We start from the raw sequence: 26,449 nt of genomic DNA on the forward strand, positions 1-26,449 counted from the left end.
GCGTGGCCTCGGCCAGCGGAGCCTTCGCCGACAAGAGCGCTGGTGACGGCAAGACCGTCAACATCGGCAATATCGTCTTGGGCGGCGCCGACGCCGGCAACTACACCCTGGCTGACAGCACCGCCAGCACGACCGCCGATATTGCCAAGGCCAGCATCAGTGGCGTAACCGGAATCACCGCGCAGAACCGCACTTATGACGGCACCACCGCTGCTGGACTGAACACTGGCGCTGCCGCGTTCACTGGTCGTTTCGGCAATGACGAACTGAGCGTGACCTCGGCCAGCGGCGCGTTCGCCGACAAGAATGCTGGCGACGGCAAGATCGTCAATGTCGGCAATATCGTCCTCGGTGGCTCCGACGCCGGTAACTACACGCTGGCCGACGACACCGCGACCGCCAGCGCCGATATCGCCAAGGCCAGCATCAGTGGCGTGACCGGCATCACCGCACAGAACCGCACCTACGACGGCACCACCGATGCTGCTTTGAACACCGGCGCCGCCGCGTTCACCGGCCGCTTCGGCAACGACGAGTTGAGCGTGACCTCGGCCAGCGGCGCGTTCGCCGACAAGAATGCTGGCAACGGCAAGACGGTGGCGATCAGCGGGATCGTCCTCGGAGGTGCGGACGCGGGCAACTACACCCTGCTCGACACCTCTGCGGCCAGCAGCGCCGATATCGCCAAGGCGAGCATCAGTGGCGTAACCGGCATCACCGCGCAAAACCGCACCTATGACGGCACCACCGATGCCAGCCTGAACACCGCTGGCGCGAGCTTCAGCGGCCGCTTCGGCAATGACGAACTGAGCGTGACCTCGGCCAACGGCGCTTTCGCCGACAGGAACGCCGGCGACGGCAAGTCGGTCGCCATCACCGGGATCGTCCTCGGCGGCGCCGATGCCGGCAACTACGTCCTGGCCAGCGACACCAGCAGCACCCAGGCCGATATCACCAAGGCCGCACTGACCATTACCGCCGATGACGCCAGCAAGGTGGCCGGGCAAAGCATCTCCTTGAATGGCTACAGCACCCGTGGCCTGGTCGCCGGCGACAGCGTGGCGTCGGTCAGCCTCGCCAGCAGCGGCGAAGCGGCCAGCGCCGCCGCCGGCTCGCATGCCATCGTGGCCAGCGCCGCCACCGGTGCTGACTTGAGCAACTACACCATTCGGTACGAGAACGGCATCTTGTTCGTGCTCCCTGCACTGAGCGAGCCGAGCCTGCCGGTGATGGACCAGGACTACCTCGGCGTACTGGCCTCCAACGGCCAGATCGTATCGGGCCAGGTCACACAAGAGGCTAGCGAACCTCAGGGCCTGAGCCACGACCTGCTGATCACCAACCCGTCCGACGAGCGCCTCAACCTGCACGTCGTCAACCAAGGCATCCGCCTGCCAGAAGGAATCTGATTCATGCGTTTCGTTCGTTCTTTGATCGGCGGCGGCCTGTCCCTGCTGTCGCTGTCGGTGATGGCGGCCACCTTGCCGGACGCCGGCCAGTCGCAACAGAACATCGACCAGCTCCCGCTGCAACTGCCTGGCAAGCAGCGCCTGGAGCTGAACCTGCCCGACACGCCATCGGCCGCAGCGACGGCCAGCGGTCCCAGCCTGCAGGTCAACGGCTTCACCCTGGAAGGCAACGGCGCCATCGGCAGCGACGAACTGCTGCCTCTGCTCGGCGACCTGCAAGGCCGCACGGTGTCACTCGGTGAACTGCAGGCCGGTGCCAACCGCATCACCCGGCTGTACCGCGAGCGGGGCTACCCGCTGGCCCGGGCGTACATTCCGGCGCAGGAGATCGACGGCGGCGTGGTGCGGATTGTCGTGATGGAGGGCCGCTTCGGTGAGGTCGGCCTGAACAACACCTCGCGGGTTTCAGGCGCAGCCCTGGCACCGCTCACGGCGCTCAAGAGCGGCGATGCCGTGCGCTCCGCCGAACTGGAGCGCAGCCTGCTGCTGCTGTCCGACACCCCGGGCGTGGAGGTGAAGTCCACGCTCAAGCCGGGCGCTTCGGTCGGTGCTACCGACCTGCTGGTCGATGTCACGCCGGGCCCGTTGCTGTCCGGTTCGGTGGATGCCGACAACTACGGCAACCGCTTCACCGGCGAATACCGCCTGGGCGGCACGCTCAACGTCAACAGCCCGCTGGGCCTGGGCGACCGCCTGACCCTGCGGGCCATGGGCTCGGATGAGGACCAGCAATACGGCCGCATCGCCTACCAGTTGCCGGTCGGCCCCTGGGCCACCCAGGTGGGCGTGGCCTATTCGGACATGGATTACCAGCTGGCCAAGGATTTCGACGAACTCGACGCCCACGGCAATGCCCGTATCGCCAGCCTGTACGCGATCCAGCCGCTGGTACGCAGTCGCGATTTCTCCCTGTACGCCCAGGTGCAGTTCGACGACAAGCGCCTGAAGGACGATATCGACCTGTTCGGCAGCAAGAGCGACAAGCGCGCGCGGGTGGTCATCGCCACCCTCAACGGCAACAGCCGCGACAACCTGCTTGGCGGTGGGGTGAACAGTTTCGCCCTGGCCTGGAGCCAGGGCAGCCTGAATATCGACGGCCAGTTGAACCAGACCATCGACGACCTGACCGCTGGCACGCAAGGCCGCTTCCACAAGCTCAACCCGAGCCTGGTGCGCCTGCAACGCCTGACCGAGCGTTTCAGCCTGTATGGCCAACTGCAAGGCCAGTGGGCCGACGGCAATCTGGACAGCTCGGAAAAGATCAGTCTCGGCGGCGCCTACGGCGTGCGTGCCTATCCGCAGGGCGAGGCGTCTGGCGACCAGGGCTGGCTGGCCAACCTCGAATTGCGCTACGCGCTGACCGATGCCTGGCAGCTGAGTACCTTCGTCGACCACGGTGAAGTGCGCCTGAACAAGGACACCTGGAGCAACGGTGAAAACCACCGCAGCCTGTCGGCGGCGGGTGTCGGCGCAAGCTGGGCCGCGTATGGCTGGCAGGTCAATGCGGTGGCCGCATGGAAGCTGGGCAACGATGATCCGCAGAGCGATGTCGACCGCAGCCCGCGGGTGTGGGCGCAAGTGGTGAAGTTCTTCTAGGTCTGTACGGCGATGAAATACTAGTGCTGGTCAGTAAGCCAATTGATTACCGATTTGGGGCTGCGTTGCAGCCCTTCGCGAGCAAGCTCGCTCCCACGGCGCCAAACTCTGTGGGAGCGAGCTTGCTCGCGAAGGGCCGCAGAGCGGCCCCTGACAGGTATTAGCTGTCGGGCAGTGCTTGCGCGAAAGTGGCACAAAGCCATATCTTGCCGAATCCAGGGTGAATGCAGGGACGCCGCCCGGGCCACGTCCTCCGACCATCATCCCGGTATTGCCTGTATGCGCCTGGCGTCCTGCCTGTTGTCCGCGTTTTGCGTGCTTCCTCTTGCCTGCTTTGCCAATGGCAACGGGGAGGGTCTGCTGCCGTTCCAGCAGATGCCCGACCTGCCGTCCGCCACCAGCCTGACCCAGGGCGACACCTCCTATGAGCCGCCGGATAACCTGGAGGCCATGCCGTTCCTCAGTGGCGGCGTGGCGCTGGACAACTTTGGCGGGCATGACGACCAAGGGCGGCTGGCCACTGCCCTCAACCTGCGTGGCGTGCTGGCCTCCAGCGACCTGCTCAGCCTGCGCAGCATGGGCTCGGCGGAGCAGGGGCACTACCACTGGGCGGCTTATCACCTGGGCATCGGGCCTTGGTCGACGCGCGCGGGGATCATGGCGTCGGACCTGTCCTATGAACTGGGTGACGAACTGAAGATCCTGGCGGCCAAGGGCACGACCCGTACCGCCAGCGCCTTCATCATCCAGCCGCTGCTGCAAGGGCAGGGGTTCAGCCTCAAGGCCCGGTTGCAGTACGACGAAAAGCACCTGCAGGACGAAATCGGCTTGCTGGGCATGGACAGTGACAAGCGCTCCCGTGTGGTCGACTACAGCCTGACCGGCAGCGTCCGGGATGGGTTGCTCGAAGGGGCCGAGAGCAGCCTGACGTTGAGCTGGAGCGAGGGCCATCTGGATATCGACGGTGCGCCCTGGTCATTGGTTGGCCAGTCCGATCCCGGGCATTTCAGTGTGCTGCGGGTCAAGCTGGCGCGTCTGCAGCAGTTGGGTGGGCGCCTGGCCCTGTACGTGCGGGCCGTGGGCCAATGGAGCGATGACAACCTGGACGACTCGCAACGGCTGTATATCGGCGGCGCCTTCGGCGCGCGCTCGACCTACCAGACGGCGGCTTTCGGCGACCGAGGCTGGCTGGCCAGCGCCGAGTTGCGCTACGCCCTGACCGATAACTGGCGCCTGGTGACCTTCGCCGACCATGGCGAAGCGCGCCTGAACGCACCGGCCCTGAGCATCGATACCGCGCCTCGCCGGCTGTCTGCCGCAGGCCTGGGCGCCGGCTGGTCGGCCCAGGCATGGAGCATCAGTGCGCTGGCAGGCTGGAAGCTTGGTGAGCAACCGGCTGCGGCTGCCAGCGAGCGCCAGCCTCGTGTGTGGGCGCAGTTGGCGTATTTTTTCTAGGCTACGGCTTCTGTCGGTGCCGCCTGGTATCGATTGACCGGCACCTCCAGCCCCAGGTGATCCCTCAGGGTCCTGCCGGCATAGTCCTCCCTGAACAGACCCCGTGCCCGCAGGATCGGCAGCACCTCATCGGTAAACCGGGCAAACGCCGCCGGTGCGCCGACATGGATATTGAAGCCATCCACCGCACCTTCGCGGAACCAGCGCTCGATCTCGTTGGCCACGGTTTCCGGCGAGCCGGCGAAACCGGTGAAGGGCCGGGCAAAGCGCAAGGCTGTCTCGCGCAGGGTCAGCCCCTGTTCCTTCGCCACCCGCTTGATCTTCTCGGCATGCCCGCGATAGCCATTGCTGCCCAGGTCCCCCAGTTCGGGGAATGGCGCGTCCAGTTCGTACTGGCCGAAATCGTGGTAGTTGAACGGCCGGCCCAGTTGCACCAGGGCTTTCTTCAGGTCCAGCTCGCCATGCCGCGCCTTGAGCAGGGCCTGCGCCTCTTCGTCGCTGTCGGCGATGATCGGCGAGATGCCGGGGAACACCAGCACCTGGTCCGGATCACGCCCGGCCGCGGCTGCACGGCGCTTGATATCGGCGTAGTACTCGCGGGCGTCCTCGAAGTTGTCGACGCCGGCGAAGATGCCTTCGGCGATCTGCGCGGCCAGGCCACGGCCGGACTCCGACACACCAGCCTGGAAGATCACCGGCTGGCCCTGGGCCGAGCGGGAGATGTTCAGCGGCCCGGTGACCGAGAAGAATTCGCCGCGATGGTCCAGGCGGTGCTGCTTGGCGGGGTCGAGGAAGCGCTTGTTCGCCCGGTCCCGGGGGAAGGCGTCGTCCTCGTAGGAGTCCCATAGCCCCTGGACCACCGCCACATGCTCATGGGCGCGGCGGTAGCGCTCGCCATGGTCGATATGTTGCTCGCGACCGAAGTTGCCGGCAGCGCCTTCCAGCCCGGTGGTGACCACGTTCCAGCCGGCGCGGCCATGGCTGATCTGGTCCAGCGAGGCGAACTGTCGGGCAACGTTGAAGGGTTCGGTGTAGGAGGTGGTCAGGGTCGCCACCAGGCCGATCCTGTCCGTGGCGCCAGCCAGGGCCGAGAGCAGGGTCAGGGGCTCAAGGCGATTGAGGAAGTGCGGCGCCGAGTCCGGGGTGATGTAGGGGCTGTCGACGATGAAGACGAAGTCGAACTTCGCCGCCTCGGCCGCGCGGGCCTGCTGCTTGTACCAGTCGATATCGATGCTGGCGGTGCCGGGGATCTCCGGGTCCAGCCATTCCTGCGGGTCGGTGCCGACGCCGGTGAGGATGGCGCCAAGGTGCAATTGCCGTGTGCTCATGGTGTGGGTCCTCTAGGGAGAAGTCGGGGGAATCAAGCCCAGGCGTGGCGTACCAGCAAGCTGTCGGCATCCAGTGCGGCGTCCACCGCGTCGATGATCGGCTGCGCTTCGCTGCGCACCAGCCAGTCCGGGCTGACCTGGGCGAAGTGCACGCGGCGGTCGCGGCCGATCACCACCACCGTGGGTTGCGGCAGTTCCCAGGTCCCGGTGCCGGTGACTTCGCCGATGCTGCTGCCCTTGGCCAGGGCCGCCTGGCGCGAGGCCTCGTCGAAGCTGTAGAGCACGCCGAAGCGCCGGCCGAGGGTGTTGTCCGGGTCGCTGGCGACCTGCAGGGTCAGCTGGTGCTTGTCCTTGATCTCCAGCAGCCGCTCCGGCACCTGGGGGCTGATCGCCACCAGCGGCACGCCGCGGCGTTGCAGGGCGGGCTGCAGGTTGCGCTGGTAATAGGGGATGGCGATGTTGCAGGCCGGGCAGCCGGCGAAGCGGAAGAACACCAGCACCGCCGGGCCGTTGGCCAGCAACTGGTCGAGGTCGAGGCTGCCGCCTTCGACCTTGAGTAGGCTGAAGGGCTCGACGATGTCGCCGGCCTTGATGAAGCGCTGCGGATCGGCTTCATCCACCAGGCGCTTTCGCTGGTCGATATTCACTTGCAGGGCCTCCGGGGCCCAGGTGCGCTGCCGCTCGGCGTGCAGTTCGGCGAGCAGGTGGTTGAGGGATTCACTCATGGCGGGATCCTGTGACGGGGGAAGGGGTGGCCAGCTCGCGGGCGAGGGCGAAGATGCCCTCCATGCGCCAGTGCTGGTTGCTGTAGCGCGGGTCGTCGGCGAATTCGTCCCAGCCGGAGTCGCGGCGGTACTGGCCGAGCAGGCCGCTGGCGAGGATCCGCGCCGGGTCGGGGTTGGTCGGGCGTTCGCAGTCCGGGTGGACGTAGAGGGCGTCGCCCGGGCAGTACAGTTCGCACATGAAGCAGGTCTGGCAGGCGGCCTGGTCGGCGATGCGCGGCTTGCCGTCGGCGCCGATGGCGAGGACGTTGCTCGGGCAGACCGTGACGCAACGGGCGCAAGCGCTGCAGCGTTCGCTGAAGATCAGTTCGATCATGCCGGGACCTCCGCGCGTACCGGGTCGTGTCGAACCCAGGGCGTATCGAAACCTCCGCTGCGCAGGTGGGCATCGAAGCGTGGCGACTGCGTGGGTGCATCCTCGCGCTGGTGGATGCCGCGGCTTTCCTTGCGTGCCAGGGCGCTTGCGTAGCACCAGCGGGCGCTGGCCAGCAGGGCGGCGGTCTCGCGCCAGCGCAGCAGCGCGGTGGGGTCGGCAACGCTGCGCTGGCTGCGCAGGCGGTCCCAGTGGTTGTCGAGCACTTCCAGCGAACGCTGCAGGCGGGTGCCGCTGCGGAACAGGTTCTTGTCGTAGGGGTGCAGTTCGTCCTGCACCGCCCGGACCGTGTCGCGGTGATCGTGACCTGGCGTGCCGATGGGCAGGACTCCGTAACGTGCCACGTTACGTATCGCAGTACGGGTTCCGCGCCGGGCCAGGGCATACCGTGCCGCGCCTGCACCGGCCCATTGCCCGCTGGACAGGGCCCAGGACGAGTTCACCGCGCCGCCGCCGGAAATCGCCCCGGTCACCGCCTCGCGACTCGCGGCGTCTCCAGCGGTGAAGAGGCCGGGGGCGGTGGTCTGGCAATCGTCATCGACCACCCGCAGGCCGCCGATGCCGCGGATGGTGCCTTCGCCATGCAGGGTGACCGGGAATTTGTCGCGGTACGGATCGATGCCCAGGCGGTCGAAGGGCAGCATCAGGTTCGGTTGCACCTGGGGCAGGCGGGTGCGGATGTCGTCGGGAATGCGGTCGAGCCGGCACAACACCGGGCCTTGCAGCAGGGCCCGGGCGAGGGCGTCATTGAAGCCGGGACCTTGTGGGATCTCCAGTTCGCGCCCGGCGGCATCGAAGTAGCGGCCGAAGGTATAGACCATCGAGCGGGTCATGGTGCTGCCGGCCGGGGCGATGCAGTAATAGCTGGAGAACTCCATGCCGGACAGCTCGGCGCCGGCTTCGACGCCCATCAGGTAGCCATCGCCGGTGTTGGTGTGGCTGCCCAGCAGGCGCGACGCGAAGCCGCAACCGCCAGTGGCGAGCACTACCGCCCCAGCCTTCACCTGCCATTCGCGCCCCGCCTGGCGTTGCCAGCCGCGGGCGCCGGCGAGGTGGCCGCTTTCGCTTTGCAGCAGCTCCAGGGCCGGGCTCTGGTCGAGCAGGGTGACCTGGTGTTCCACGGCCAGCTGGCGCATGGCACGCAGGTACTCCGGGCCGCGAAGGGCGCGGTACTGCTTGCGGCCCTGCTCGTCGTCGGGGAATCGGTAGAGGCGGTCCAGCTGCGGCAGGGAGTGCCAGGTGGTGTCGAGGATCCGCGCCATCCAGCGCGCATCGCCCAGGCCAGCCGCGCTGGCCACGCGCTTGTCGACGGCGTTGGCGCGTTGTTCCGGTGGCACCCACCAGTGGCCGGGGCCGGCGGTGGCGGTCACGCCGCTGGTGCCGCAGTAGCCTTTTTCGGCGAGCACCACCCTGGCGCCTTCGCGCGCCGCGGCCACCGCCGCCCAGGTGCCGGCCAGGCCGCCGCCGATCACCAGTACGTCAGCGTCCAGGTGGAGCGGGGCGGGGGCGTTGTGAAACAGGGGAATCATGAAGGGGCACACTCCTTGGCGAGGTCGTTGGGGGACGGCCTCCGCCGGGAGTGGGGTCGGGTCTGGAACAGACGATATGCCTTGCCAGCATGGGCTGGGAAAGGCTTTTTGGTTCTAAGCTAATTATGTGATTTGTGTATCTATACGGATCTTAAAATCAAAATTAATTATTTTATGATGCTTGTCTCATGTGGGCATGGTAGGGCGGATCGGTAGCTGTCTTTTTGATATCATCGGCGCACAACGAGACCCCACGATCCAACAGGTGGCTGACACAAGGATGAAAGGTTAAATGGCGTTATTCGTACAAAAGCCGGTTTTCTGGAACACCAATGGCTATACCGCACCGTCGGGCGGCTTCGCCACCAGTGGCTATGCCAAGGAAAACGGCTACGGCCATGAGGAATGGAACAACTCGCCGCGCCTGCTCCTGCGCCAGGGCAACCAGCGCTACCGGATCTTCCACACCGACGGCCTGGGCAGTGCGCCGCTGGTGGAGAATGCCGGCCAGACCTTCGTCTTCATGACCGCCACCCACAACGGCATCCAGCAACTGGTGGGCATCGCCGGCAATGCCGTCGGCCTGTTCGATGAGCGCCTGCAGCCGCAACGCCAGGAACTGGTGGAGAAGCTGGCCCTGCAGGACCTCTGGGAAGAAGCCTGGGCTGTCACCAAGGTGCGACGGATCCACGAAGACGACCGCCATCATTTCATCCGTGGCTGGAAGCAGAACCTGCACCGCATCCCCAGCTGGATCTGTCCGGAAGAATACTTCTGGTGGTTCGACGAACCCGTGACCCTCGACCCCCGCACCCTGATCGGCAAGCAGAAGCTGCCGGACCTGCCCGGCACCCTGACCGAGCTGGACCTGGCCCTGGTGGGACGGATCATGGATGCCATTCCCGAAGGCCAGCGTGGCGAGAAATGGGTACGGCTGATCGATGCCATCCACTGTGCGCCGACCGAGCCAGTGGTGGCCTCGGATCGCGATGCGCTGCTGGAAGGCAACGAGCCGGTGGCCGACCTGCTTACCACGATCCTGACGCGACGTGGTCGCGGCAAGTTCCGCGAAGACCTGCTGGGGATCTGGGGTGGCGCGTGCGCGGTCACCGGGCTGGCCTGCACCGAGGTGCTGCGGGCTTCGCATATCAAACCGTGGGCCGCGTCGAGTGCGGCGGAGCGTCTGGACAGCAGCAATGGGTTGCTGCTGGCGGCGAACCTGGATGTGCTGTTCTATCGCGGGCTGATCAGCTTCGACCAGAACGGCGACATGCTGGTATCGCGCTGGCTCGATGCCGGGCATCGCCAGGCGCTGGGGCTGCCGCAAGCGTTGCGGTTCATGCCGGGCGAACTGGCGCAGTATCTGGCTTATCACGAGGAACATGTGTTCCAGCGCTAGGTGCGTTTGCTAACCCCTTGTCACTTGTACTGGGCGATCCGGCCCAGGCTACGCGCCGCCTCCAGTACCACCCCGCGCAACCACCGCGACGCCTGCGAGCGGTGCTTGCGCGCATGCCACAGCTGGTAATAGCGCAACGGCTGCACCTCCACTGGAAACGGCTCGATGCGCAGCGCCAGCAACTCGCTGTAGTGCTTGGCGAACGAGCGCGTGGTGGTGAACAGCAGGTTCGACTTCACCAGCACGTAGGGCGCGATGCAGAAGTAGGGCAGGGTCGTGGTCACCCGCCGGGCCAGGCCGTTGCCGGCCAGCTCGTCGCCGATAGTGCCGTGGCCGCTGGCGTTGTGGGTCATCACCGCGAGGTGGTCGGCGGCGTTGTAGGCGTCGCGGGTCAGGCCGCCCGGCGGGATCGGGTGTTCTTCGCGCAGCAGGCAGACCAGGTCGTCATCGCACAGGGGTTGCAGGTGCAGGTGTTCGGCCGGTGTCCGCCAGTTGCCGATCACCAGGTCCAGGTGGCCGTCCTCCAGGCCCTTGGCGTAGCCGCCCTCCGCTTGCAGGTGGGTCAGTTCCAGGGTGGCGCAGGGCGCCTGGGCGTTGAAGCGCTCGACGATGGCCGGGACGAAGAACACGCTGAGGTAGTCCGGGGTGCTGATGCGGAAGGTCTGGCGGGTGGTGGCCGGGTCGAAGCGGTCGATGGGGTGGAGGATCTGCTCGATACTGGCGAGGGCGCGGGAGGCGGGTTCGATCAGGCTCTGGCCGTGGGTGGTGAGGACCATGCCGCGGCCACTGCGTACCAGCAGCGGATCGCCGGTCAGCTCGCGCAGGCGGCGCAGGGCGACGCTGATGGCGGGCTGGGTCTGGCCCAGCAGGTCGGCGGTGCGCGACACGCTGCATTCGCTGAGCAGGGTGTGCAGGGTGCGGATCAGCTGGGCGTCGCAGTTGGGGAGGTTGCTGGGCACTGGGGGGCTCGGTGGTCTGGTAGGTCATTGGCAATGATGTCGATGCTGATGAGCATGGGTATCTACACATCTCAATCAAGCCCATGCGAACCCTGTGGGAGCGGATTTATCCGCGATTGGGCGCGAAGCGGCCATAAAACCTGCCTCCCCGGTGAATCAGGAAAAACCGGGGCTCAGGATTTACGACGGCTTCGCCGCCGATCGCGGATAAATCCGCTCCTACACCGACCGCGTTGTGGCACATCCAAGATGTATAGATACCCACGCAACGATGAGGCCATCAGCTTCAAATCGATATATATAAGACTATATAGCGACGCACCCGCCTAGCGCCAATCCGGCAATCCCTTGAGCAATTCCGCTTTCTCCTGCACCGCCGCCCCCATCAGCACGAACCCGAGCATCCGGCTGTCGGCGTCGTGATACAGCGACCTGACACTGGCGATGCCCTTGTCGCACGGCGCCGCCAGCCGCGTCGACCACAGCCCGCCGCTGTCCAGCGGCGAGGCCACCACGGTCGGCAGCACGCTGGTCTTGATGGTCACCGGCATCGCCGGGTAGGCGACCGCCGTCGGCCGGCCGGCCAGGGTCTGCGCCAGCGCCCGGGCCTGGAGCATGATCGGCGCCACGTAGGGCAGCACCAGGTCATGCACCTGCGCGCAGTCGCCCAGGGCATAGACATCCGCCGCGCTGGTGCGCAGGTACGCATCGGTGACGATCCCGCCCGCCACGTCGAGCCCTGCGGCGCGGGCCAGGGCGACCCGCGGTTCAAGACCGATGGCGCACAGCACGTAATCCACCTCGACCGTCCGTGCGTCCGCCAGTTGCAGGCGATAACCGTCCCCGTGCCGGAACACCGCCACCGGCCTGTTGCCCAGCGCCAGGCGCACGCCGATGGCGGCCAGGGCATCCGCCATCGCCTGGCCGGCTTGCTCCGGAAGCAGGCGGCTCAACGGCCAGGTGGCGCGGTCGACCACGCAGACCTCGTGCCCGGCATGCCGCAGGTCGTTGGCGAACTCGCAGCCGATCAGCCCGGCACCCAGGATGGCGATGCGGCTGGCCGTGCCGATGCGTCCGCGCCAGCGGCGGTAGTCCTCCAGGTCGTTGACGGTGACGATCGCGTCCGCGCCATCACCCTCCAGGGCCGCCCGCCGGGCATCCGCCCCCAGCGCCAGAACCAGCGCGCCGTAGCGCTGCGGCTGGCCGGCGATATGTACCACCCGCGCCTCGGTATCGATCCGCTCGACCTCGCTCCAGGTCATGACCCGCGCCTGCAGTTGCTCCGCCATCTGCTCGGCGCTGGCGGTCACCAGTTGTTCGGGCAGGCGCCCGGTCTGGCAGGCGTTGGACAGCGCCGGCTTGGAGTAGAACTCGCCGCCGTCACGGGTGACGATCAGGATCGGCGTCTCACGGCCGAGCTTGCGCAGCTCACGGGCCACGGTGTAGCCGGCGAGACCTGAGCCAAGGATGACCACGGGGTCGGGCTGCGCCGCAGGCTGTTTTTCCACGGCATCCTGGGGCAGGCGAACCATCTCGAAATCCGCCTTGCCCACCCCGCATTCCGGGCAGTACCAGTCCTCCGGCACATCCTCCCAGCGCGTGCCGGCGGCGATACCGTCCTCCGGCCGGCCCAGGGCCTCGTCGTAGAAGAAGCCGCATACCAGGCATTCCCACTTGTACATGGCGCGTCCTCCTTAGCTGGTAAAGGCCCGGCCCAGGCCGAGGGCGCTCAAGGCGCGGCGGTAGGCGGTGGAAGAGCGGTCGGCGGGAATGTGGATTTCCAGGGACAGGTCCAGTGGCAGGTCTTCCGGGCGGCACAGCTCGACGATGTCGCGGTCTTCCTCGAACACCTGCTGGTTGAAGGCGTAGACGTCCGCCAGCGGCAGGTCCTGGTCGAAATTGCGGGTGATGGCGCAGAACATGCGGGTCTTGCGCGCCGAGATCGGGCTGGCGGCGTTGAGGATCACCAGGCGTTCGCCCGGGCTGGGGAAGTCGACGCTGAGCCGCGCGGTGAACGGCGCGAAGACATCGAAGGTGCGCGTCCACAGGAAGTCGTCCGGCGCGCGGTGCTGCAAGGCCTTGGGGAAGTTGCTGACATTGCTGACGTACTCGGCATGCACGCCATACGGCGTCACCTCGGCCTTGTAGGTCGGCACCACCGGATTGTCGCGTTCGGCGAAGGCTTCATGGTGGATCCAGGCGAAGTGGGCGACATCGATGAAGCCCTCGACCTGGCGTCCCGCCGAGGCGGCGATATCGATGGCCGGCGGCAGGATGCGCTGGAAGCTGCTGTCGTGCCAGGTCGGCATCTCGGCGAAGGGCGCGCTGTCGCCGGCCATCAATACCCAGACCAGGCCGTATTCCTCGCGGGCCTGGTAGATCTGGATGCGATGTCGCTCGGTGAGGTTGGCGTTGGGCTCGGAGGGGATCCGTGTACAGCGGCCGTTGGTGCCGAAATGCAGGCCGTGGTACGGGCAGATGATGTTGTCGCCCTGCACCCAGCCCTTGCTCAGCGGCGCACCGCGGTGGCTGCAGATGTCACGGGCGGCGTTGATGCGCTCGCCGGTACGGTAGAGGACTACCGGTTCGTCGAGCAGGATCACGGCATGGGGCTTGTCGGTCACCTCCGCCGAGAAGGCCACGGGGTGCCAGTGGCGGGTGAGGATCTCGCGGTCCTGCGGGGTGAAGGTGCTGGTTCGGGTGATGGGGTTCCAGGTGATGTCCTGGCACGCAATGGCGGGGCTGTTCATGTTGTTTTTCTCCTGGCATTGGCTGACACGGGAGCAACGCGGCGTGGCGGTCGCTTGCCTCGACCGCGTGACCTTGCATTGCCCGGCCATGCTAGCGAGGCCAGCAGCTGCGACCCATGGCGTGGAACGCATGGTTGCCATGTGCGTTGGCGCATGAGCACTGGCGAGTCCGGCGGCATTGCCTATATGATCCTTGCCGCGCGACGGGCAGGAACTTTGTCCCGGCTGTTTCGCTGTCGCGGTCATCGAAGGAACGCATTTCACCCCAAGGACCTTTCATGCCTGGATTCATCCGTGCATTTGCACGTCTGTTACCTGTTGCCCTGATCACCGGCTGCGCCGCCCAATCCTCCAGTCTCGTCAGCGAGCCCCTGCAACCCACGGCGGGCGGCCCGGTCGCCTACCTGGTCGGCAGCATCGGCCCCCTCGGTCGCGACGCTGCGTATACCAACCAGCGTATTCTCCTGCGCGAGCGCGGATCGCAATATGGCGCGGCCGCGTGGTGGGGGCATGCCGAAGTCGCCCACACGCCCAAGGACATCGAGGACTCACCCAGCAGCGACAAGGCCGCACCGCCGGGTGAGGCCAGCGTTTTCGTCATGCCGCTCAAGCCGGGTGACTACGAGTTCTACGACTTCCAGTTCTTCTGGACCGGCTACAACAGCAGCTTCCGCTCGCTCCAGGCCCGCGAGCAGTTCCTCGTGCCCCTGCGCCTGGAGCCGGGCAAGGCGTACTACATTGGCGAGTTCCGCTCGCGTTGCCTGGGCACTGCCGCCTGCCTGTTCTTTCACGGTGACCAGCAGTCGCGGGACGAGGCCATCGCTCGCCGCTACAACTCGGTCCTGCCAACGCTGCAGGCCATGAATCTGGATCTGGCGCCGGCGTTTCCCTTCGTCGTGCCTTCGACCACGACCCGCGCGGCCGCCGATGCCGCCATCAGCAAGGAAAGCAAGCAATGAACAAGCCCCTGATCCTCGTCGCCGGCCTGCTGCTCGGCGGCTGCGCCGGCACCCAGACCTTGCCCGACCCGCAGATCAAGACCGGACAGGATTACCTGCCGCCCATAACGGTCATGGTGGACTCGCTGGAGCACAGCTCCGAATTGCGCAACTATCTGCGCCAGAGCGGTGTGTTCAGCAAGGTCGAGAGTGGCTCGGCAGCACAGGACGAGACCCAGGTGATGGTCAAGCTCGACGCCCAGCGCAAGGTCGCTCCGGCGCCGGTACTGCTCCTCAGCGCCGCAACGCTGTTCCTCCTGCCGATCCAGAACGACATGGATACCAAGGCAGAGTTCACCGTGATGCGCGACGGCAAGGTGCTCAACCGCTATCGCTACGAGAACTACATGACCAAGTATTCCTGGCTGCTGGATCTCGGCATTCCCGAGCGCCAGGAAAACATCCGCAGGGTGGCGCGTGCTTTCGCCCGCGACATGCAGGCAGCAAGCCTCGCCGAGCCGTCGCAGGAGGCTCGTCGATGAATGTGCTGCTCAAGGTCGGGTCGCTCGCGGTCGGGCTGTCGCTGCTGGCGGGCTGCAACCCTTCGATGAAGCCGCTGGGCTATCACGCGGAAAAACCCTATGTGCCCATGAGCCTGATGGTGGTGCCCCGTAGCTACACCCGCCTGGATGTTGCCGAGCGTGACCTGCTGGTGACGGCGGTGAAGAGCTCCGGTGCGTTCTCGTTCACCGACCATGGCTGGGCGCGCAAGGGTTACGGCCTGGTGATCAGCGAGCCGCCAGGCAAAGGCGCGGGCGTGCTGGTGGCCTTGAATGCGATCACCTTGCTGACTTTGCCCGTGCCCTACGGCTATGTGCAGAACCTTGAAGGCAAGGTGTTCAAGGACGGCAAGTTGTTGCGCACGTTCACCTACCGCCGGGAAGGCACCGGAGTCGCTGCCTGGTACGTGCCGCCGCCCAACACCGAGAACCGGCGACAGATGCTCACCGAGCTGATGCGCGACCTGGAAGCCAGCGCGTTGATCCCCCATGTCGACGAGTCGACGGTCACTGCGCCGGAAAGCTGATGCCGCGCTGCTCCATCCAGCGCCGATAACGCCGCGCCTGGCGGGCGGTGGCCAGTTGTTGCAGAAGCAATGCCCAGCCTGGTGCTACCTGCGGGACGGGCGCCTTGCCCCGGCTCAACCGGCGCAACTGAAACTTCACCGCCGCCATGTTCCCCAGCGACGCCAGCACCTTGTTCCTCCAGGTGATCGGCCGCAGCGCCGGGGCGCTGTCGCGGCCTTCGCGCCAGTGTCGGGGCAAGTGGGGTTCGAGGGCCAGGGCAGTGCCGATGCCGGCCATGGCTACGCCTGAGGCAATCACCTGTTCGGCCACCGGCTGGCGGCGGATGCCGCCGGTGACCATCAGCGGCATCCGCGCCACGGCGTGCAGGTCTCGGGCGAAATCAATGAAGTAGGCTTCCCGGGCCAGGGTCCGGCCATCACGGGCGTCGCCCTGCATGGCCGGCGCTTCGTAGCTGCCGCCAGACAGTTCCACCAGGTCCACCGCCAGTTCGTTGAGGCGCAGCAGCACCTCGCGGGCATCCTCGGCGCTGAAGCCGCCACGCTGGAAATCCGCGGAATTGAGCTTCACCGCCACGGCAAAGGATGGCGAGACCACCGCCCGCACGGCCTTGACCACTTCCAGCAACAAGCGGGCGCGGTTGTCCAGCGTGCCGCCCCATTGGTCGCTGCGCTGGTTGCTCAGGGGCGAAAGGAACTGGCTGAGCAGGTAGCCGTGGGCGGCATGGATCTGCACGCCGTCGAAGCCGGCCTGTTCGGCGAGGCGGGCGCTGCTGGCGAAGCGCTGGATCACCTCGGCGATCATCCCGTCGTCCATGGCCCGTGGCAGGGCGAAGTGCCTGGACATGTTGCCCAGCGCCAGTGCTACCGCCGATGGCGCCCAGGTCGGTTGGCCAAGGTTGGCGGGCATCTGCCGACCGGGGTGGTTGAGCTGCAGCCAGAAGCGCGCGCCATGGGCACGTCCGGTTTGCGCCCACTGGCGGAAACGCTGCAACTGACGATCATCCTCCAGCACCACGCCGCCGGGACCGGTCATGGCCCGGCCGTCGATCATCACGTTGCCGCTGATCAGCAGGCCGGCGCCGCCCTCGGCCCAGGCCTGGTAGAGGCGGATCAGCCGAGGGGAGGGCGCATGCTCGGCGTCGGCCATGTTTTCTTCCATGGCCGCCTTGGCCAGGCGGTTGGGGATGATCGCGCCGTTGGGCAGGGTCAGGGGATCGAACAGGTTCATGGGGCACACCTCGGTTGGTCGTGGGCCAACCTTAGGTTTAAAGTGAACTTTAAGGTCAAGCACTTTGGAGAGGATCATGAAGATTGGCGAACTGGCCAGGCGCAGTGGGCTGACGGCGTCGAGCATCCGTTTCTACGAGTCCAGGGGATTGCTCACCGCCGTGGAGCGTACGGGCAATGGCTACCGCAGCTACGGGCCGGAGGTGCTGTGGATGCTGGAGATCATCACCGGGGCGCAGAGTGCCGGGTTTTCCCTCGACGAGATTCGCAGCCTGCTGCCGGTGTCCAGTGGCGGCTGGCAGCACGAGGAACTGCTGGCCGGGTTGAAGCGCAAGGTCGAGGAAATCGAGGTACTGCAGCAGCGCCTGGCGCGGAACAAGGCGCAGTTGCTGGTGGCGATCGTGGGGATCGAGAACCCGCCACAGGGGCAGGATTGCGTGGGCAACGCGCAGCGGGTGCTGGAGCGGCTGCGGACCTGAGCGGGCAACGATCCCGTTCGTGAGTGCTGGCCAATTGCTCCACTTGCTGGCCTGGATCCATTACCATTACGGCCTTTCGCCCGCCATGAGTGATGTACACGGACATGCATCTGTTTCCCGAGCAATTTGCCCCCCAGGCCTGGAGCGGTGCACGAAGCAAGCAGTTCATCCTGGCCAGCGATGCTTTCCAGCAATTGCTCGGGGATGCCCTGCACGGTCACTTCCTGGCCGACGCGCACGTGGCCTCCACGGCTGGCCGGGACGGTTCGATCGATGCCTGGGTGACCGAGGCGGCGCGTGCCGATGGCCAGTTCAACGGTTTCTGCTTTCCGCTCTTGGTCGAGTGCAAGCACCACGATGACGACTTGCCCCAGACCTCGGCGAACATTGCCCGTGGCTGGGCGGCGGTCAAAAAGAAGCTATTGAAACAGGCCGGCGATGGCTGGCCCGGCCTCTATGAGCCGTGGCGCCAGGCGCGTGCCTATCTGTACTGCATCAGCGCGCGCTTTCCCAATCAGCAGGCGCGGAATGATCTGCAGAAGGAAATCCGCGACTTCTTCGCTGGCTTGCCGGCGGCGCAGCGTCCTCCCCTCGATCCGCAGCAGATCCGTGTGTGGGATTGGTCGGACCTGCGCGCCTGGTTAAATACCCAGGTGCTGCTCTGCGATCACTGGCGGGGCGTGCAGCCGGCACAGTGGATCGATCATCTGGGGCTGTGCAAGCAGTTGCGCGATGCACCGCGTCGCGGCCAGTTGAGTTTCCAGACCTATCTGCTGGAAGAGAACCTGTCGTTCATCACGCCACCTGACGACGATCCTGCGCATCCGAAGGTGCTGCTCGATGCCCTGGCGCGGGGTGAAAACCTGCTGCTGGAGGGTGAGGGCGGCATCGGCAAGACCCGTACCTTGCACGAGGTCGCGGAGCTGGCGCTGAAACGGCGCTGGAGGGTCCTGCACCTGCGGCCCTCGGAGCAGGAAGTGGACCTCGCCGAAGCGGCGCCCATGCTCTTGAGCTCTTCCAACGACACCCTGGTGCTGATCGACTACATCGACCAGCTGGCCAACTTCGATGCCCTTTACTGGCGCAATACCCTGCTGCCCGAGGCCCTGGAGCGAGGTGTGCGATTGCACCTGCTGACCAATGCCCGGCCAAGCGGTTCGAGCGAATCGCTGGAGCGATTGAAGAGCAGCGAGTTGTTCAGGAGCGTGTTGATGCGCCCCGACGCGGAACAGCGCAAGCGCGTGACCGCCAGTATCGAGGCACGGCTTTGCCCTACCGCCATTGCCCAGATCGGACAGGAGGCAGTGCAGAGGCATTGCGGCCCGCGTCCCATCATTGCCATGTTCATCGCCCAGGCGCTGGAACGGTTGGCAGTGGCCGGGGAGTTGCGCGCTCAGCTGGACAACATTCCGCAACCGGACGACCTGTTGGGCTGGTTGCGCCGACGCCAGAGCGAAGCGGGGATGTTTCCGCAATGGCAGGCGGCGTCGCGCTGGGAAATGCCGGCGGCGCCCTCTCGCCAACTGATCGCCGTGGCTGCCGCGCTGGCGGTGTGCCCGTTTCCGGCGGACGAGTTGCCCCAAGTGATCGAATGCACGCTGCAAGGCGAGCAAGCACAGGTTGCGTGGATCCTGCAGACGCTGGAAAACGACGGTTGGATCGAGGTCGACGGCGACAGCTATCGAACACCCCACGATGCCATCGCGGACGAGATTCTCAGGCAGATGCTCAAACACCCGGACCGTGTCATGGCCGACCTTCTCGTCAGCGCCGGGCAGGGGCGCCCCTTGGGGCGTTTCGCGCGCAGCCTGGGCCGTCTCAGCGGTGAGGGCGTGCTGCCGAAAGCAGACAAGGCGAGCATCGAGACTTCCACCAGAGCCTGGCTGCAGACCCAGGCCGCGACTCTCGGCCAGGCGCTGAGCAAGGAAAATCCGGGGGTGGTGGCCTACGCCTTGGGCTCGCTGCTCGATTACCGACCATGGCGCGAGACTGCCGAGTCAGTGTGGGCTGAGTTGGTTGCACCCTGGCTCGAACGCAATGGCTCCCTGCTGGAAGCGCGTCATTTCATCCATCGCGGACTGAAAAGCCTTCCTGGCGACAGCTTGCTGCAGCCTGCGCTGGACTGGCTCGCGGACAACGGCAACCGGGTGGTGGCGTCGTTCATCCTTGGCCCGCTGCTGGATAAGCGTGCGAACCTGGGGGCACAGCGCGAAAGTGTGGTCGACAGCACGATGCACTGGCTGGCGCGTCACGGCGCCGACCGTTCCGCGGGTTTCGTGCTTTCTCCCTTGCTGGGCTGGAGCGAAGAGCTATTGGAAGGTCGAGAGGGCGCGGTTATTGGCGCCGCGCTGCGCTGGCTCGGCCAGCATGGAACCGACAGGCAAGCGCAGTTCGTTTTCGCATCCCTGCTGGAATGGGATGAACGCCGTCTGGGGGGCGACCAACCGCGAGTCCTGGCCTTGGCGCTAAGCTGGCTCGAACAGTCGCAGCAGCAGGAACAGAACCGCGTATTGCCGCCGCTGTTGGCCTGGGCGCCCGAGCGACTGGGTGAACAGGGCGACAAGGTGCTGGCCAGCGCGGTCGCCTGGCTGGAGCGCTTTGCGGAGTCGTATGCGGTCGGCCGGTTCATGCTGCCACCCCTGTTGCGCTGGGGAATGAAGCGTCTAGGCGACCACCGGAACAGGGTACTGGATGCTGCGCTGCACTGGACCGCCCTCCATGCGGTCGAGACCGGTGTGCATTGGGTACTGAGCGCGCTGCTCGAATGGGAGCGCTGGCAGTTGGGTGAGCATGCGCCTGTGGTGGTGAGCCAGTCCTTGGCCTGGCTGGCGCAGCGTGACAATCAAGCTTCGCAGGAAATCGGCTACGTTCTGCACCTCTTGCTCAAGTGGCAGCCTGTGGAGTTCGCTGCGGCGGAGCAGGACGTCCTGGCGGCGGCCTTGCGCTGGCTGGCGTTTGCCGATAACGCGGTCCAGGTTCAGGCTGGCTATGTCCTGCCACCGCTGTTGCGTTGGCGCAAGCTGCCCTTGGACCAGCGGAGCCGGATCGTTCGGCTGGCGATCGTCTGGCTGGACCTGTACGCCGAGCGCGAGGATGCGAGTTATGTGCTTGAAGGGATGTTGGAGGCAAGCTCTGCGTCGTCCGATGCGGAGTATGCAGCGGATGTGATCGCTCGCGCCGAACAGTGGCTGAAGGCTCGCAGCGAGGATCCGGAACGTAGCTTCATCATCGCGCGCTTGCTCAAGGTTACGACCGTGCCGCTGACGCGCTGGCTGGCGCTGGCCGAGGAGGGGCTTTCGCTGCTGGAGCAGGGGCCGGGGAACAGCAGTGACAGCTATGTATTGCAGGGCGTCCTGTGCCGCTTGCCGATGTTGCCCGCGACGCTACACGAGCGCTGGACCTTGTTGGTTGTGCGCTGGGTCGGTTGTGCGAGAAAGTCTCGGCATGTGGGCAGGTTTTTCTACGCTTGCCGGGTGCAATTGAACGAGGCGGACCTGGCGCCCCTTCGTCCGCTGCTGGATGCCGCCGTGAGCGCCCGCGAGGACCTTGAAACCTATGACTGGTTACGCCCCATGAAGTCCAGGGAAAGTTCCGGGGCTTAGCGACCTTCGGCCATCAAGGCGTCCCGCAACCACGCCCCGGCCGGCCCCAGCGAGCGCTGCTGCGACCACACCAGGTCCAGTGGATAGCGCCGCGGCCAGCCCGGCATGTCCAGTTCCACCAGCATCCGCGCAGCATAGGTGCGCACCATCCAGCGCGGCAGGATCGCCCAGCCGAAGCCCTGGGTGGCCAGCTCCATGAGGATCAGGTAGCTCGGCGCCGACCAGCTGCGCTGCCGGGCGATCTGGAACAGGCCACGCTGCGGCGAGTCGTCGAGGGTGTTGAGACGCAGGGCGCGGTAGCCGGCCAGTACCTCCTGGCTCAGCGGCGTGGTCCCGGCCAGGGCGTGCTCCTTGGCCACGTAGAGGGCGAACTCGGCCTGCTCGGCCAGGGTCACGTGGCCGATTTCCGGCGGGTAACCGGGCTCCGAGGGCAGGATGCCGAGTGCCGCACGACCGGTGCGCACCAGATTCAGCGCATCGCTGTACTCGGCGAACACGCACTCGAACTCCAGTTCCGGGTAACGCTCGCCGAGCCTGACCATATGGGCCTGGAAATCCGGCGAATCGTAGGCATCGGAGATGACCAGGGTCAGCCGCGACTCGACCCCGGCGTGCAGCAGGTCGGCGGCCTGGCGCAAGCGCTGGGAAGCCGCCAGTACGTCTTGCGCCTGGAGCAGCAGGGCGCTGCCGGCATCGGTGAGCACCGGCAGCTTGGCGCTGCGGTCGAACAGCGCGACCCCCAGGTCGATCTCCAGCCGCGAGATCGCCTCGCTGATGGTCGACTGGCTTTTGCTCAGTCTGCGTGCGGCGGCACTGAAACTGCCGAGGCTGGCGGCCTGGACAAAGGCTTCGAGCGAGTCGGGGGAAAAACTCATATCGGTATCTCCGATGGTTCCTATCTTTATTCAACCCTATCACCGATGGAAAATCCGCCCCACGATTTTTCAGTTGGGAAAGGACAGGAATCATGACCCTCGATACGGGAATGGCAGGCTACCGGCGCTGGCTGGTACTGGCGGTGGTGTCCAGTGCGCTGCTGCTGATCGTCATCGACATGACCGTGCTCTACACGGCGCTGCCGCTGCTGACCGAAGCGCTATCGGCCAGCGCCTCGGAAAAGCTCTGGATCATCAATATCTACTCGCTGGTCTGCGCCGGCCTGCTGTTGGGCATGGGCACCCTGGGCGACCGGCTCGGGCACCGCACGCTGTTCATCTGGGGCCTGGTGGTGTTCGGCCTGGCGTCCCTGGCGGCAGCGTATTCCAGCAGTTCGGCACTGTTGATCGGTGCCCGCGGGGTATTGGCCATCGGCGCGGCGATGATGATGCCGGCCACGCTGTCGATCATCCGCCTGACCTTCGCCGACGAGCGCGAACAGGCCTTCGCCATCGGCGTCTGGGCCGCCGTGGCGTCGGGTGGCGCGGCCCTCGGCCCGGTGGTGGGCGGGGTGCTGCTGGAGCATTTCTGGTGGGGCTCGGTGTTCCTGATCAATGTGCCGGTGGTGCTGGTCGCCTTGCTCATGACCCTGCGCTACGTGCCGGTGTCGGTGGTGCGCCGCGAACGCCAGTGGGACCTGGTCGGTTCGCTGCAAGTGATGGTCTGCCTGATCGGTTTCGCCTATGCGATCAAGGAGGTCGGCAAGCGCGAGGCATCGTTCACGGCGGCCCTGGCGGCGTTGCTGATCGGCCTCCTGTTCGCCGTGCTGTTCGTGCGTCGCCAGCGCCGCAGCGAGCATCCCTTGATCGATTTCGCGATTTTCCGCAACCGCACCTTTTCCTCGGCGGTGGCGGCAGCGGTGATCGCCGCCGCGACCCTGATCGGCATGGAGCTGGTGTTCAGCCAGCGCCTGCAACTGGTGCTGGGCCTGTCGCCGCTGGAAGCCGCGCTGTTCATCCTGCCGCTGCCACTGGCTGCCTTCGTCGCCGGGCCATTGGCGGGGCTGGCGCTACCACGGGCAGGGGCGAAGAACGTGTTGTCGGCGGGATTGCTGCTGTCGGGGACCGGCATGGGCCTTTATCTGCTGGTGCACGATGCCAGCACCCTGGTGCAGGCGCTTACGCTGACGGCGCTGGGCGTCGGTATCGGCGCGACCTTCACGGCGGCATCGAGCACCATCATGGGCAGCGTGCCGGCAGAGCAGGCGGGAATGGCGGCGTCCATCGAGGAGGTCTGCTACGAGTTCGGTGGTGCCGTCGGCGTGGCCTTGCTCGGCAGCGTGCTGTCGGCGGTGTACAGCACGGCGATGGCGCTGCAGCGCGTGGCGGTCGAGGCCAGGGTCAAGGACAGCCTGGACGAGGCGCTGATTGCCGCTCGGCACCTGGAGCCGGCCCAGGCCACGGCGTTGATCGAGACAGCGAAGGGCGCGTTCGACGGTGCCTTCCTGGTGGTGATGGCGGTGTGCGCGGGCTTGTTGCTGCTGGGCGCGGTGCTGGTCCGCCGGTTCGCCTTGGAAAGCGGATCGAAGCATTCGATTAGCGAATAGAATCCTTGCGCATTATGCGTTTCTCTCAAGGGGCCGTTGCGCGCGATGATGCGGCCCTGATTGATTGGTCTCCGGAGCCTTGTCCATGCAGTTCGAAACCTGGTTGCTGCTAGTCCTCACCTGCTTCGGCATCGCGGTGGTCCCCGGGCCCAACGCCTTGCTGGTGCTGACCCACGGTGCCCTGCACGGCAACCGGCGGGCGCTGTTCACGGTGACGGGCGGTGTGCTCGGCTTCATGGCCATCATCGCCCTGTGCGTGCTGGGCCTGGGCGCGCTGATCCAGGCTTCGGTCACCCTGTTCTTCGGGTTGAAGATCCTTGGTGGCGTCTATCTGATCTGGCTGGGCATCAGCCTGTGGCGCTCGGCGCCGATGAGCCTGGACATGGTGGTCGAGGCGCGTTCCAGCAATGCTTCGCTGTTTCGCCAGGGCTTGTTGTCGGCGGTGTCGAATCCGAAAGCGTTGCTTTTGTTCACCGCGTTTATCCCGCCGTTTCTCGATCCGCAACGCAATGTGCTGGTGCAGACCGCGGTGATCGCGCTGACCTACGCGGTGGTGGAGTTCTTTGTCGAGTGCCTGGTGGTCAACGCCGCGCACCGGGTGCGGCCATGGCTGGCGCGCACCGGGCGGCGTTTCAACAAGGTCTGTGGCGGCTTCTTCGTGCTGTTCGGAGCATTGCTGCCGGTGCGCTGAGCACCTCAGTCCTCGCTTCGGGTCCTGGCAGGACGGTCGCGATCGAAGCGCTTCAGGCCGAAGTCCGGCAGCCAGCGCTCGCGACGGATCGTCCACAGTTCATAGGTCGGCTTGAACTGGTCGGGATGGTCCAGGGCCCCCAGGTTGATCTCGATCTCGTCACCGCTGCGCGAGAGTACCGGCGAGCCGCAGGTGGGGCAGAAGACGCGGCCCTGGTAGTCGGCGGTCTGGCCGCTGATGCTCACCGCAGCCTGCGGGAAGATCGCCGAGCCATTGAACAGCGAACCCACGTGCTTGCGGCAATCCAGGCAGTGGCAGAGGCCGACCCGGTAGGGTTGGCCGGTGGCTTGGAAGCGGACGTTGCCGCACAGGCATCCGCCTTTGATCGGGGTCATGACCGGCACCTCGTAGTGTGGGGTGATGGTCTTGGGACTGTGCGCGGGGCGCAGGGTTCGGTTGCGATCCCTGCGGCCGCGCTGCGATCGATCAGCCCGCCAGCGTCGAGTTGTCGATCACGAACCGGTACTTCACCTCACCCTTGAGCATGCGCTCGTAGCTCTGGTTGATCTCGTCGGCGCGGACCAGCTCGATGTCCGCGACGATCCCGTGCTCGGCACAGAAATCCAGCATTTCCTGGGTCTCGGGAATGCCACCGATCATCGAGCCGGCGATGCTGCGGCGCTTCATGATCAGGTTGAACACGTTCGGCGACGGGTGATTGCTGGCCGGTGCGCCGACCAGGGCCAGGGTGCCGTCGCGCTTGAGCAGGACCAGGAAGGCATCCAGGTCGTGGGGCGCGGCGACGGTGTTGAGGATCAGGTCGAAGGACTTGCCATGGGCCGCCATTTCCTGCGGATTGCGCGACACCACGACCTCGTCGGCACCCAGCTCCAGCGCCGCTTCACGCTTGGACTCGGACGTGGTGAACGCCACCACGTGGGCGCTCAGGGCATGGGCCAGCTTGATGCCCATATGGCCCAGGCCACCGATACCGACCACGCCGACCTTCTTGCCCGGCCCGGCACCCCAGGTGCGCAGCGGCGACCAGGTGGTGATGCCGGCGCAGAGCAGCGGGGCGACCGCTGCCAGTTGCGCGGCCGGATGCTTGATGCGCAGCACGTAGCGTTCGTGCACGACGATCTGTTGCGAATAGCCGCCCAGGGTCCAGCCGGGCGCGTCCGGGGTCGGGAAGTTGTAGGTGCCGATCATGCCGTCGCAGTAGTTCTCCAGGCCCTTGTCGCAGTCGGCGCAGTGCTTGCAGCTGTCGACGATGCAGCCGACACCCACCAGGTCGCCGACCTTGAAGCCGCTGACATGGCCGCCGACGCTGGCCACGCGGCCGACGATTTCATGGCCGGGCACGCAGGGGTACTGGGTGCCTTCCCATTCCGAGCGCACCTGGTGCAGGTCGGAGTGGCAGATGCCGCAGTAGGCGATGTCGATCCGCACATCGTGGGCACCGGGTTCGCGGCGGGTGATGGTCAGCGGCTCAAGCGGCTGGTCGCTGGCGTGGGCGCCATAGGCGATGACTTGCATGGGACATTCCTCGAAGCGGTGGAAGACCGTTCCATCTTGGGCGAGCAAGGCAGGGCGCCGGTAACCCGATTCGACCCTGTTCTTGCCTAATCCTTCAGCGCCGCCTCGATCCCGGCGATATCGATCTTGCCCATCTGCATCATCGCCTCGAAGGCACGCTTGGCCTTGGCCGGGTCGGGGTGGGTGATGGCCTGGGTAAGGATGCGCGGGGTGATCTGCCAGGAAATACCCCACTTGTCCTTGCACCAGCCGCAGACATTGGCCTCGCCGCCGTTGTCGACGATGGCGCTCCAGTAGCGGTCGGTCTCGGCCTGGTCGTCGGTGGCGACCTGGAAGGAAAAGGCTTCGTTGTGCTGGAACATCGGCCCGCCGTTGAGGCCCAGGCAGGGCAGGCCCATGACGCTGAACTCGACGGTGATGATGTCGCCCTGCTTGCCGGAGGGATAGTCGCCGGGGGCCGGGTGGGCGGCGATGACCCGGCTGTCGGGGAAGGTGGCGGCGTAGAAGGTGGCGGCATCCAGGGCGTCACCGGCGAACCAGAGGCAGATGGTGTTCTTCGGGGTCATGATGGCGGGCTCCCGCGAGGTGGAGAGTTGAGTCTAGACCTTGATCCCGGTAGTGCTGGTCAGCGATGTGCAGAGTGAATGACCGACCCCTGTGGGAGCGGGTTTACCCGCGATTGCTATGGTGAAGCCACTACCGTAATCGCGGGTAAACCCGCTCCCACAGGGTACGCGTCGCTCTCTCAACCTCTGGAGATGTGTAGA

The 26,449-nt window shown here is 66.0% G+C and carries 23 protein-coding genes; 11 read left to right on the forward strand and 12 right to left on the reverse strand.

The window, feature by feature from the left end; genetic code table 11:
* The 3 genes from V0R59_RS27235 to V0R59_RS27245 all read left to right on the forward strand — a co-directional run.
* Positions 1 to 1,409, forward strand: a 1,409-nt coding sequence (locus tag V0R59_RS27235; RefSeq protein ID WP_330105848.1) for a YDG domain-containing protein, incomplete at its 5' end; no start/stop codon positions are given.
* Positions 1,410 to 1,412: 3 nt separating this feature from the next.
* Positions 1,413 to 3,065 carry a ShlB/FhaC/HecB family hemolysin secretion/activation protein gene (locus V0R59_RS27240; protein WP_330077360.1) on the forward strand — a complete coding sequence of 551 codons (1,653 nt, stop codon included), beginning with the start codon at positions 1,413 to 1,415 and terminating at the stop codon, positions 3,063 to 3,065.
* Between the two features lie 279 nt (positions 3,066 to 3,344).
* Positions 3,345 to 4,520, forward strand: coding sequence for a ShlB/FhaC/HecB family hemolysin secretion/activation protein (locus tag V0R59_RS27245; protein ID WP_330077359.1), 1,176 nt, complete (start codon positions 3,345 to 3,347; stop codon positions 4,518 to 4,520).
* Here the strand turns inward: V0R59_RS27245 and V0R59_RS27250 are convergent.
* Genes V0R59_RS27250 through V0R59_RS27265 form a run of 4 tightly spaced genes read right to left on the reverse strand, consistent with a single transcriptional unit; the run spans position 4,517 to position 8,532 of the window.
* A complete protein-coding gene (locus V0R59_RS27250) occupies positions 4,517 to 5,848 on the reverse strand; it encodes an LLM class flavin-dependent oxidoreductase (RefSeq protein WP_330077358.1) in 1,332 nt (443 codons plus the stop codon). The two genes, V0R59_RS27245 and V0R59_RS27250, sit on opposite strands and share 4 nt — an antisense overlap.
* Positions 5,849 to 5,880: 32 nt before the next feature.
* A complete protein-coding gene (locus V0R59_RS27255; RefSeq protein ID WP_330077357.1) occupies positions 5,881 to 6,573 on the reverse strand; it encodes a peroxiredoxin-like family protein in 693 nt (230 codons plus the stop codon).
* Positions 6,566 to 6,946, reverse strand: a complete 381-nt coding sequence (locus tag V0R59_RS27260; protein WP_330077356.1) for a 4Fe-4S dicluster domain-containing protein — start codon at positions 6,944 to 6,946, stop codon at positions 6,566 to 6,568. Before V0R59_RS27260 ends, V0R59_RS27255 begins: the two co-directional genes overlap by 8 nt.
* A complete protein-coding gene (locus tag V0R59_RS27265; RefSeq protein ID WP_330077355.1) occupies positions 6,943 to 8,532 on the reverse strand; it encodes an FAD-binding protein in 1,590 nt (529 codons plus the stop codon). Before V0R59_RS27265 ends, V0R59_RS27260 begins: the two co-directional genes overlap by 4 nt.
* A gap of 292 nt (positions 8,533 to 8,824) precedes the next feature.
* Here V0R59_RS27265 and V0R59_RS27270 point away from each other — a divergent pair, with 292 nt between their 5' ends.
* Positions 8,825 to 9,931 carry an HNH endonuclease gene (locus V0R59_RS27270; protein WP_330077354.1) on the forward strand — a complete coding sequence of 369 codons (1,107 nt, stop codon included), beginning with the start codon at positions 8,825 to 8,827 and terminating at the stop codon, positions 9,929 to 9,931.
* A gap of 20 nt (positions 9,932 to 9,951) precedes the next feature.
* Here V0R59_RS27270 and V0R59_RS27275 read toward each other — a convergent pair whose 3' ends face one another.
* From V0R59_RS27275 to V0R59_RS27285, 3 genes are all read right to left on the reverse strand, one after another.
* Positions 9,952 to 10,890: a LysR family transcriptional regulator gene (locus V0R59_RS27275; protein WP_330077353.1), complete on the reverse strand. Its 939-nt coding sequence runs from the start codon at positions 10,888 to 10,890 to the stop codon at positions 9,952 to 9,954.
* 326 nt (positions 10,891 to 11,216) lie between these two features.
* Complete coding sequence (locus tag V0R59_RS27280; protein WP_330077352.1) at positions 11,217 to 12,572, reverse strand: FAD-dependent oxidoreductase; 1,356 nt, start codon at positions 12,570 to 12,572, stop codon at positions 11,217 to 11,219.
* 12 nt (positions 12,573 to 12,584) lie between these two features.
* Positions 12,585 to 13,640: a Rieske 2Fe-2S domain-containing protein gene (locus tag V0R59_RS27285; protein ID WP_330077351.1), complete on the reverse strand. Its 1,056-nt coding sequence runs from the start codon at positions 13,638 to 13,640 to the stop codon at positions 12,585 to 12,587.
* Positions 13,641 to 13,918: 278 nt separating this feature from the next.
* Between V0R59_RS27285 and V0R59_RS27290 the strand changes: the two genes are divergently transcribed.
* From V0R59_RS27290 to V0R59_RS27300, 3 genes are read left to right on the forward strand one after another with little or no spacing between them, the layout of a single operon-like run.
* Positions 13,919 to 14,599, forward strand: a complete 681-nt coding sequence (locus V0R59_RS27290) for a hypothetical protein (protein ID WP_330077350.1) — start codon at positions 13,919 to 13,921, stop codon at positions 14,597 to 14,599.
* Positions 14,596 to 15,120: a hypothetical protein gene (locus V0R59_RS27295; protein WP_330077349.1), complete on the forward strand. Its 525-nt coding sequence runs from the start codon at positions 14,596 to 14,598 to the stop codon at positions 15,118 to 15,120. The genes V0R59_RS27290 and V0R59_RS27295 overlap by 4 nt, the downstream gene beginning before the upstream one ends.
* Complete coding sequence (locus V0R59_RS27300) at positions 15,117 to 15,665, forward strand: hypothetical protein (RefSeq protein WP_330077348.1); 549 nt, start codon at positions 15,117 to 15,119, stop codon at positions 15,663 to 15,665. Before V0R59_RS27295 ends, V0R59_RS27300 begins: the two co-directional genes overlap by 4 nt.
* On the opposite strand, the gene V0R59_RS27305 is transcribed toward V0R59_RS27300, so the two are convergent.
* Positions 15,646 to 16,893 (reverse strand): NADH:flavin oxidoreductase/NADH oxidase family protein, encoded by a 1,248-nt coding sequence (locus tag V0R59_RS27305; RefSeq protein WP_330077347.1) that lies wholly within the window; start codon positions 16,891 to 16,893, stop codon positions 15,646 to 15,648. The genes V0R59_RS27300 and V0R59_RS27305 overlap by 20 nt on opposite strands.
* A 76-nt stretch (positions 16,894 to 16,969) precedes the next feature.
* On the opposite strand from V0R59_RS27305, the gene V0R59_RS27310 reads away from it, so the two are divergent.
* Positions 16,970 to 17,371: a MerR family transcriptional regulator gene (locus tag V0R59_RS27310; protein WP_330077346.1), complete on the forward strand. Its 402-nt coding sequence runs from the start codon at positions 16,970 to 16,972 to the stop codon at positions 17,369 to 17,371.
* A gap of 104 nt (positions 17,372 to 17,475) precedes the next feature.
* Positions 17,476 to 20,973: a hypothetical protein gene (locus V0R59_RS27315; RefSeq protein WP_330077345.1), complete on the forward strand. Its 3,498-nt coding sequence runs from the start codon at positions 17,476 to 17,478 to the stop codon at positions 20,971 to 20,973.
* Here the strand turns inward: V0R59_RS27315 and V0R59_RS27320 are convergent.
* Complete coding sequence (locus tag V0R59_RS27320; RefSeq protein ID WP_330077344.1) at positions 20,970 to 21,848, reverse strand: LysR family transcriptional regulator; 879 nt, start codon at positions 21,846 to 21,848, stop codon at positions 20,970 to 20,972. The genes V0R59_RS27315 and V0R59_RS27320 overlap by 4 nt on opposite strands.
* 110 nt (positions 21,849 to 21,958) lie before the next feature.
* Between V0R59_RS27320 and V0R59_RS27325 the strand changes: the two genes are divergently transcribed.
* Positions 21,959 to 23,455, forward strand: a complete 1,497-nt coding sequence (locus V0R59_RS27325; protein WP_330077368.1) for an MFS transporter — start codon at positions 21,959 to 21,961, stop codon at positions 23,453 to 23,455.
* A gap of 85 nt (positions 23,456 to 23,540) precedes the next feature.
* Complete coding sequence (locus V0R59_RS27330) at positions 23,541 to 24,146, forward strand: LysE family translocator (RefSeq protein WP_330077343.1); 606 nt, start codon at positions 23,541 to 23,543, stop codon at positions 24,144 to 24,146.
* 5 nt (positions 24,147 to 24,151) lie between these two features.
* On the opposite strand, the gene V0R59_RS27335 is transcribed toward V0R59_RS27330, so the two are convergent.
* The 3 genes from V0R59_RS27335 to V0R59_RS27345 form a co-directional block, all read right to left on the reverse strand.
* Positions 24,152 to 24,541: a GFA family protein gene (locus tag V0R59_RS27335; RefSeq protein ID WP_330077342.1), complete on the reverse strand. Its 390-nt coding sequence runs from the start codon at positions 24,539 to 24,541 to the stop codon at positions 24,152 to 24,154.
* A 91-nt stretch (positions 24,542 to 24,632) separates the two neighbouring features.
* Complete coding sequence (locus V0R59_RS27340; protein WP_330077341.1) at positions 24,633 to 25,682, reverse strand: NAD(P)-dependent alcohol dehydrogenase; 1,050 nt, start codon at positions 25,680 to 25,682, stop codon at positions 24,633 to 24,635.
* Between the two features lie 86 nt (positions 25,683 to 25,768).
* A complete protein-coding gene (locus V0R59_RS27345) occupies positions 25,769 to 26,248 on the reverse strand; it encodes a VOC family protein (protein ID WP_330077340.1) in 480 nt (159 codons plus the stop codon).
* Positions 26,249 to 26,449: the final 201 nt, after the last annotated feature.

Origin of the sequence: Pseudomonas ulcerans (assembly GCF_036324125.1) — a bacterium.
In the GTDB taxonomy this organism is placed as follows: Bacteria; Pseudomonadota; Gammaproteobacteria; order Pseudomonadales; family Pseudomonadaceae; genus Aquipseudomonas; species Aquipseudomonas ulcerans.

Bases quoted from the DNA above. Each gene is read 5' to 3' on its own strand.
- V0R59_RS27280 (WP_330077352.1), bottom strand. From the start codon at position 12,572: ATGTACAAGTGGGAATGCCTGGTATGCGGCTTCTTCTACGACGAGGCC.
- V0R59_RS27265 (WP_330077355.1), bottom strand. From the start codon at position 8,532: ATGATTCCCCTGTTTCACAACGCCCCCGCCCCGCTCCACCTGGACGCT.
- V0R59_RS27245 (WP_330077359.1), top strand. From the start codon at position 3,345: ATGCGCCTGGCGTCCTGCCTGTTGTCCGCGTTTTGCGTGCTTCCTCTT.
- V0R59_RS27320 (WP_330077344.1), bottom strand. From the start codon at position 21,848: ATGAGTTTTTCCCCCGACTCGCTCGAAGCCTTTGTCCAGGCCGCCAGC.
- V0R59_RS27340 (WP_330077341.1), bottom strand. From the start codon at position 25,682: ATGCAAGTCATCGCCTATGGCGCCCACGCCAGCGACCAGCCGCTTGAG.
- V0R59_RS27300 (WP_330077348.1), top strand. From the start codon at position 15,117: ATGAATGTGCTGCTCAAGGTCGGGTCGCTCGCGGTCGGGCTGTCGCTG.
- V0R59_RS27295 (WP_330077349.1), top strand. From the start codon at position 14,596: ATGAACAAGCCCCTGATCCTCGTCGCCGGCCTGCTGCTCGGCGGCTGC.
- V0R59_RS27325 (WP_330077368.1), top strand. From the start codon at position 21,959: ATGGCAGGCTACCGGCGCTGGCTGGTACTGGCGGTGGTGTCCAGTGCG.
- V0R59_RS27335 (WP_330077342.1), bottom strand. From the start codon at position 24,541: ATGACCCCGATCAAAGGCGGATGCCTGTGCGGCAACGTCCGCTTCCAA.
- V0R59_RS27345 (WP_330077340.1), bottom strand. From the start codon at position 26,248: ATGACCCCGAAGAACACCATCTGCCTCTGGTTCGCCGGTGACGCCCTG.
- V0R59_RS27285 (WP_330077351.1), bottom strand. From the start codon at position 13,640: ATGAACAGCCCCGCCATTGCGTGCCAGGACATCACCTGGAACCCCATC.
- V0R59_RS27305 (WP_330077347.1), bottom strand. From the start codon at position 16,893: ATGAACCTGTTCGATCCCCTGACCCTGCCCAACGGCGCGATCATCCCC.
- V0R59_RS27240 (WP_330077360.1), top strand. From the start codon at position 1,413: ATGCGTTTCGTTCGTTCTTTGATCGGCGGCGGCCTGTCCCTGCTGTCG.
- V0R59_RS27255 (WP_330077357.1), bottom strand. From the start codon at position 6,573: ATGAGTGAATCCCTCAACCACCTGCTCGCCGAACTGCACGCCGAGCGG.
- V0R59_RS27315 (WP_330077345.1), top strand. From the start codon at position 17,476: ATGCATCTGTTTCCCGAGCAATTTGCCCCCCAGGCCTGGAGCGGTGCA.
- V0R59_RS27250 (WP_330077358.1), bottom strand. From the start codon at position 5,848: ATGAGCACACGGCAATTGCACCTTGGCGCCATCCTCACCGGCGTCGGC.
- V0R59_RS27330 (WP_330077343.1), top strand. From the start codon at position 23,541: ATGCAGTTCGAAACCTGGTTGCTGCTAGTCCTCACCTGCTTCGGCATC.
- V0R59_RS27260 (WP_330077356.1), bottom strand. From the start codon at position 6,946: ATGATCGAACTGATCTTCAGCGAACGCTGCAGCGCTTGCGCCCGTTGC.
- V0R59_RS27270 (WP_330077354.1), top strand. From the start codon at position 8,825: ATGGCGTTATTCGTACAAAAGCCGGTTTTCTGGAACACCAATGGCTAT.
- V0R59_RS27290 (WP_330077350.1), top strand. From the start codon at position 13,919: ATGCCTGGATTCATCCGTGCATTTGCACGTCTGTTACCTGTTGCCCTG.
- V0R59_RS27310 (WP_330077346.1), top strand. From the start codon at position 16,970: ATGAAGATTGGCGAACTGGCCAGGCGCAGTGGGCTGACGGCGTCGAGC.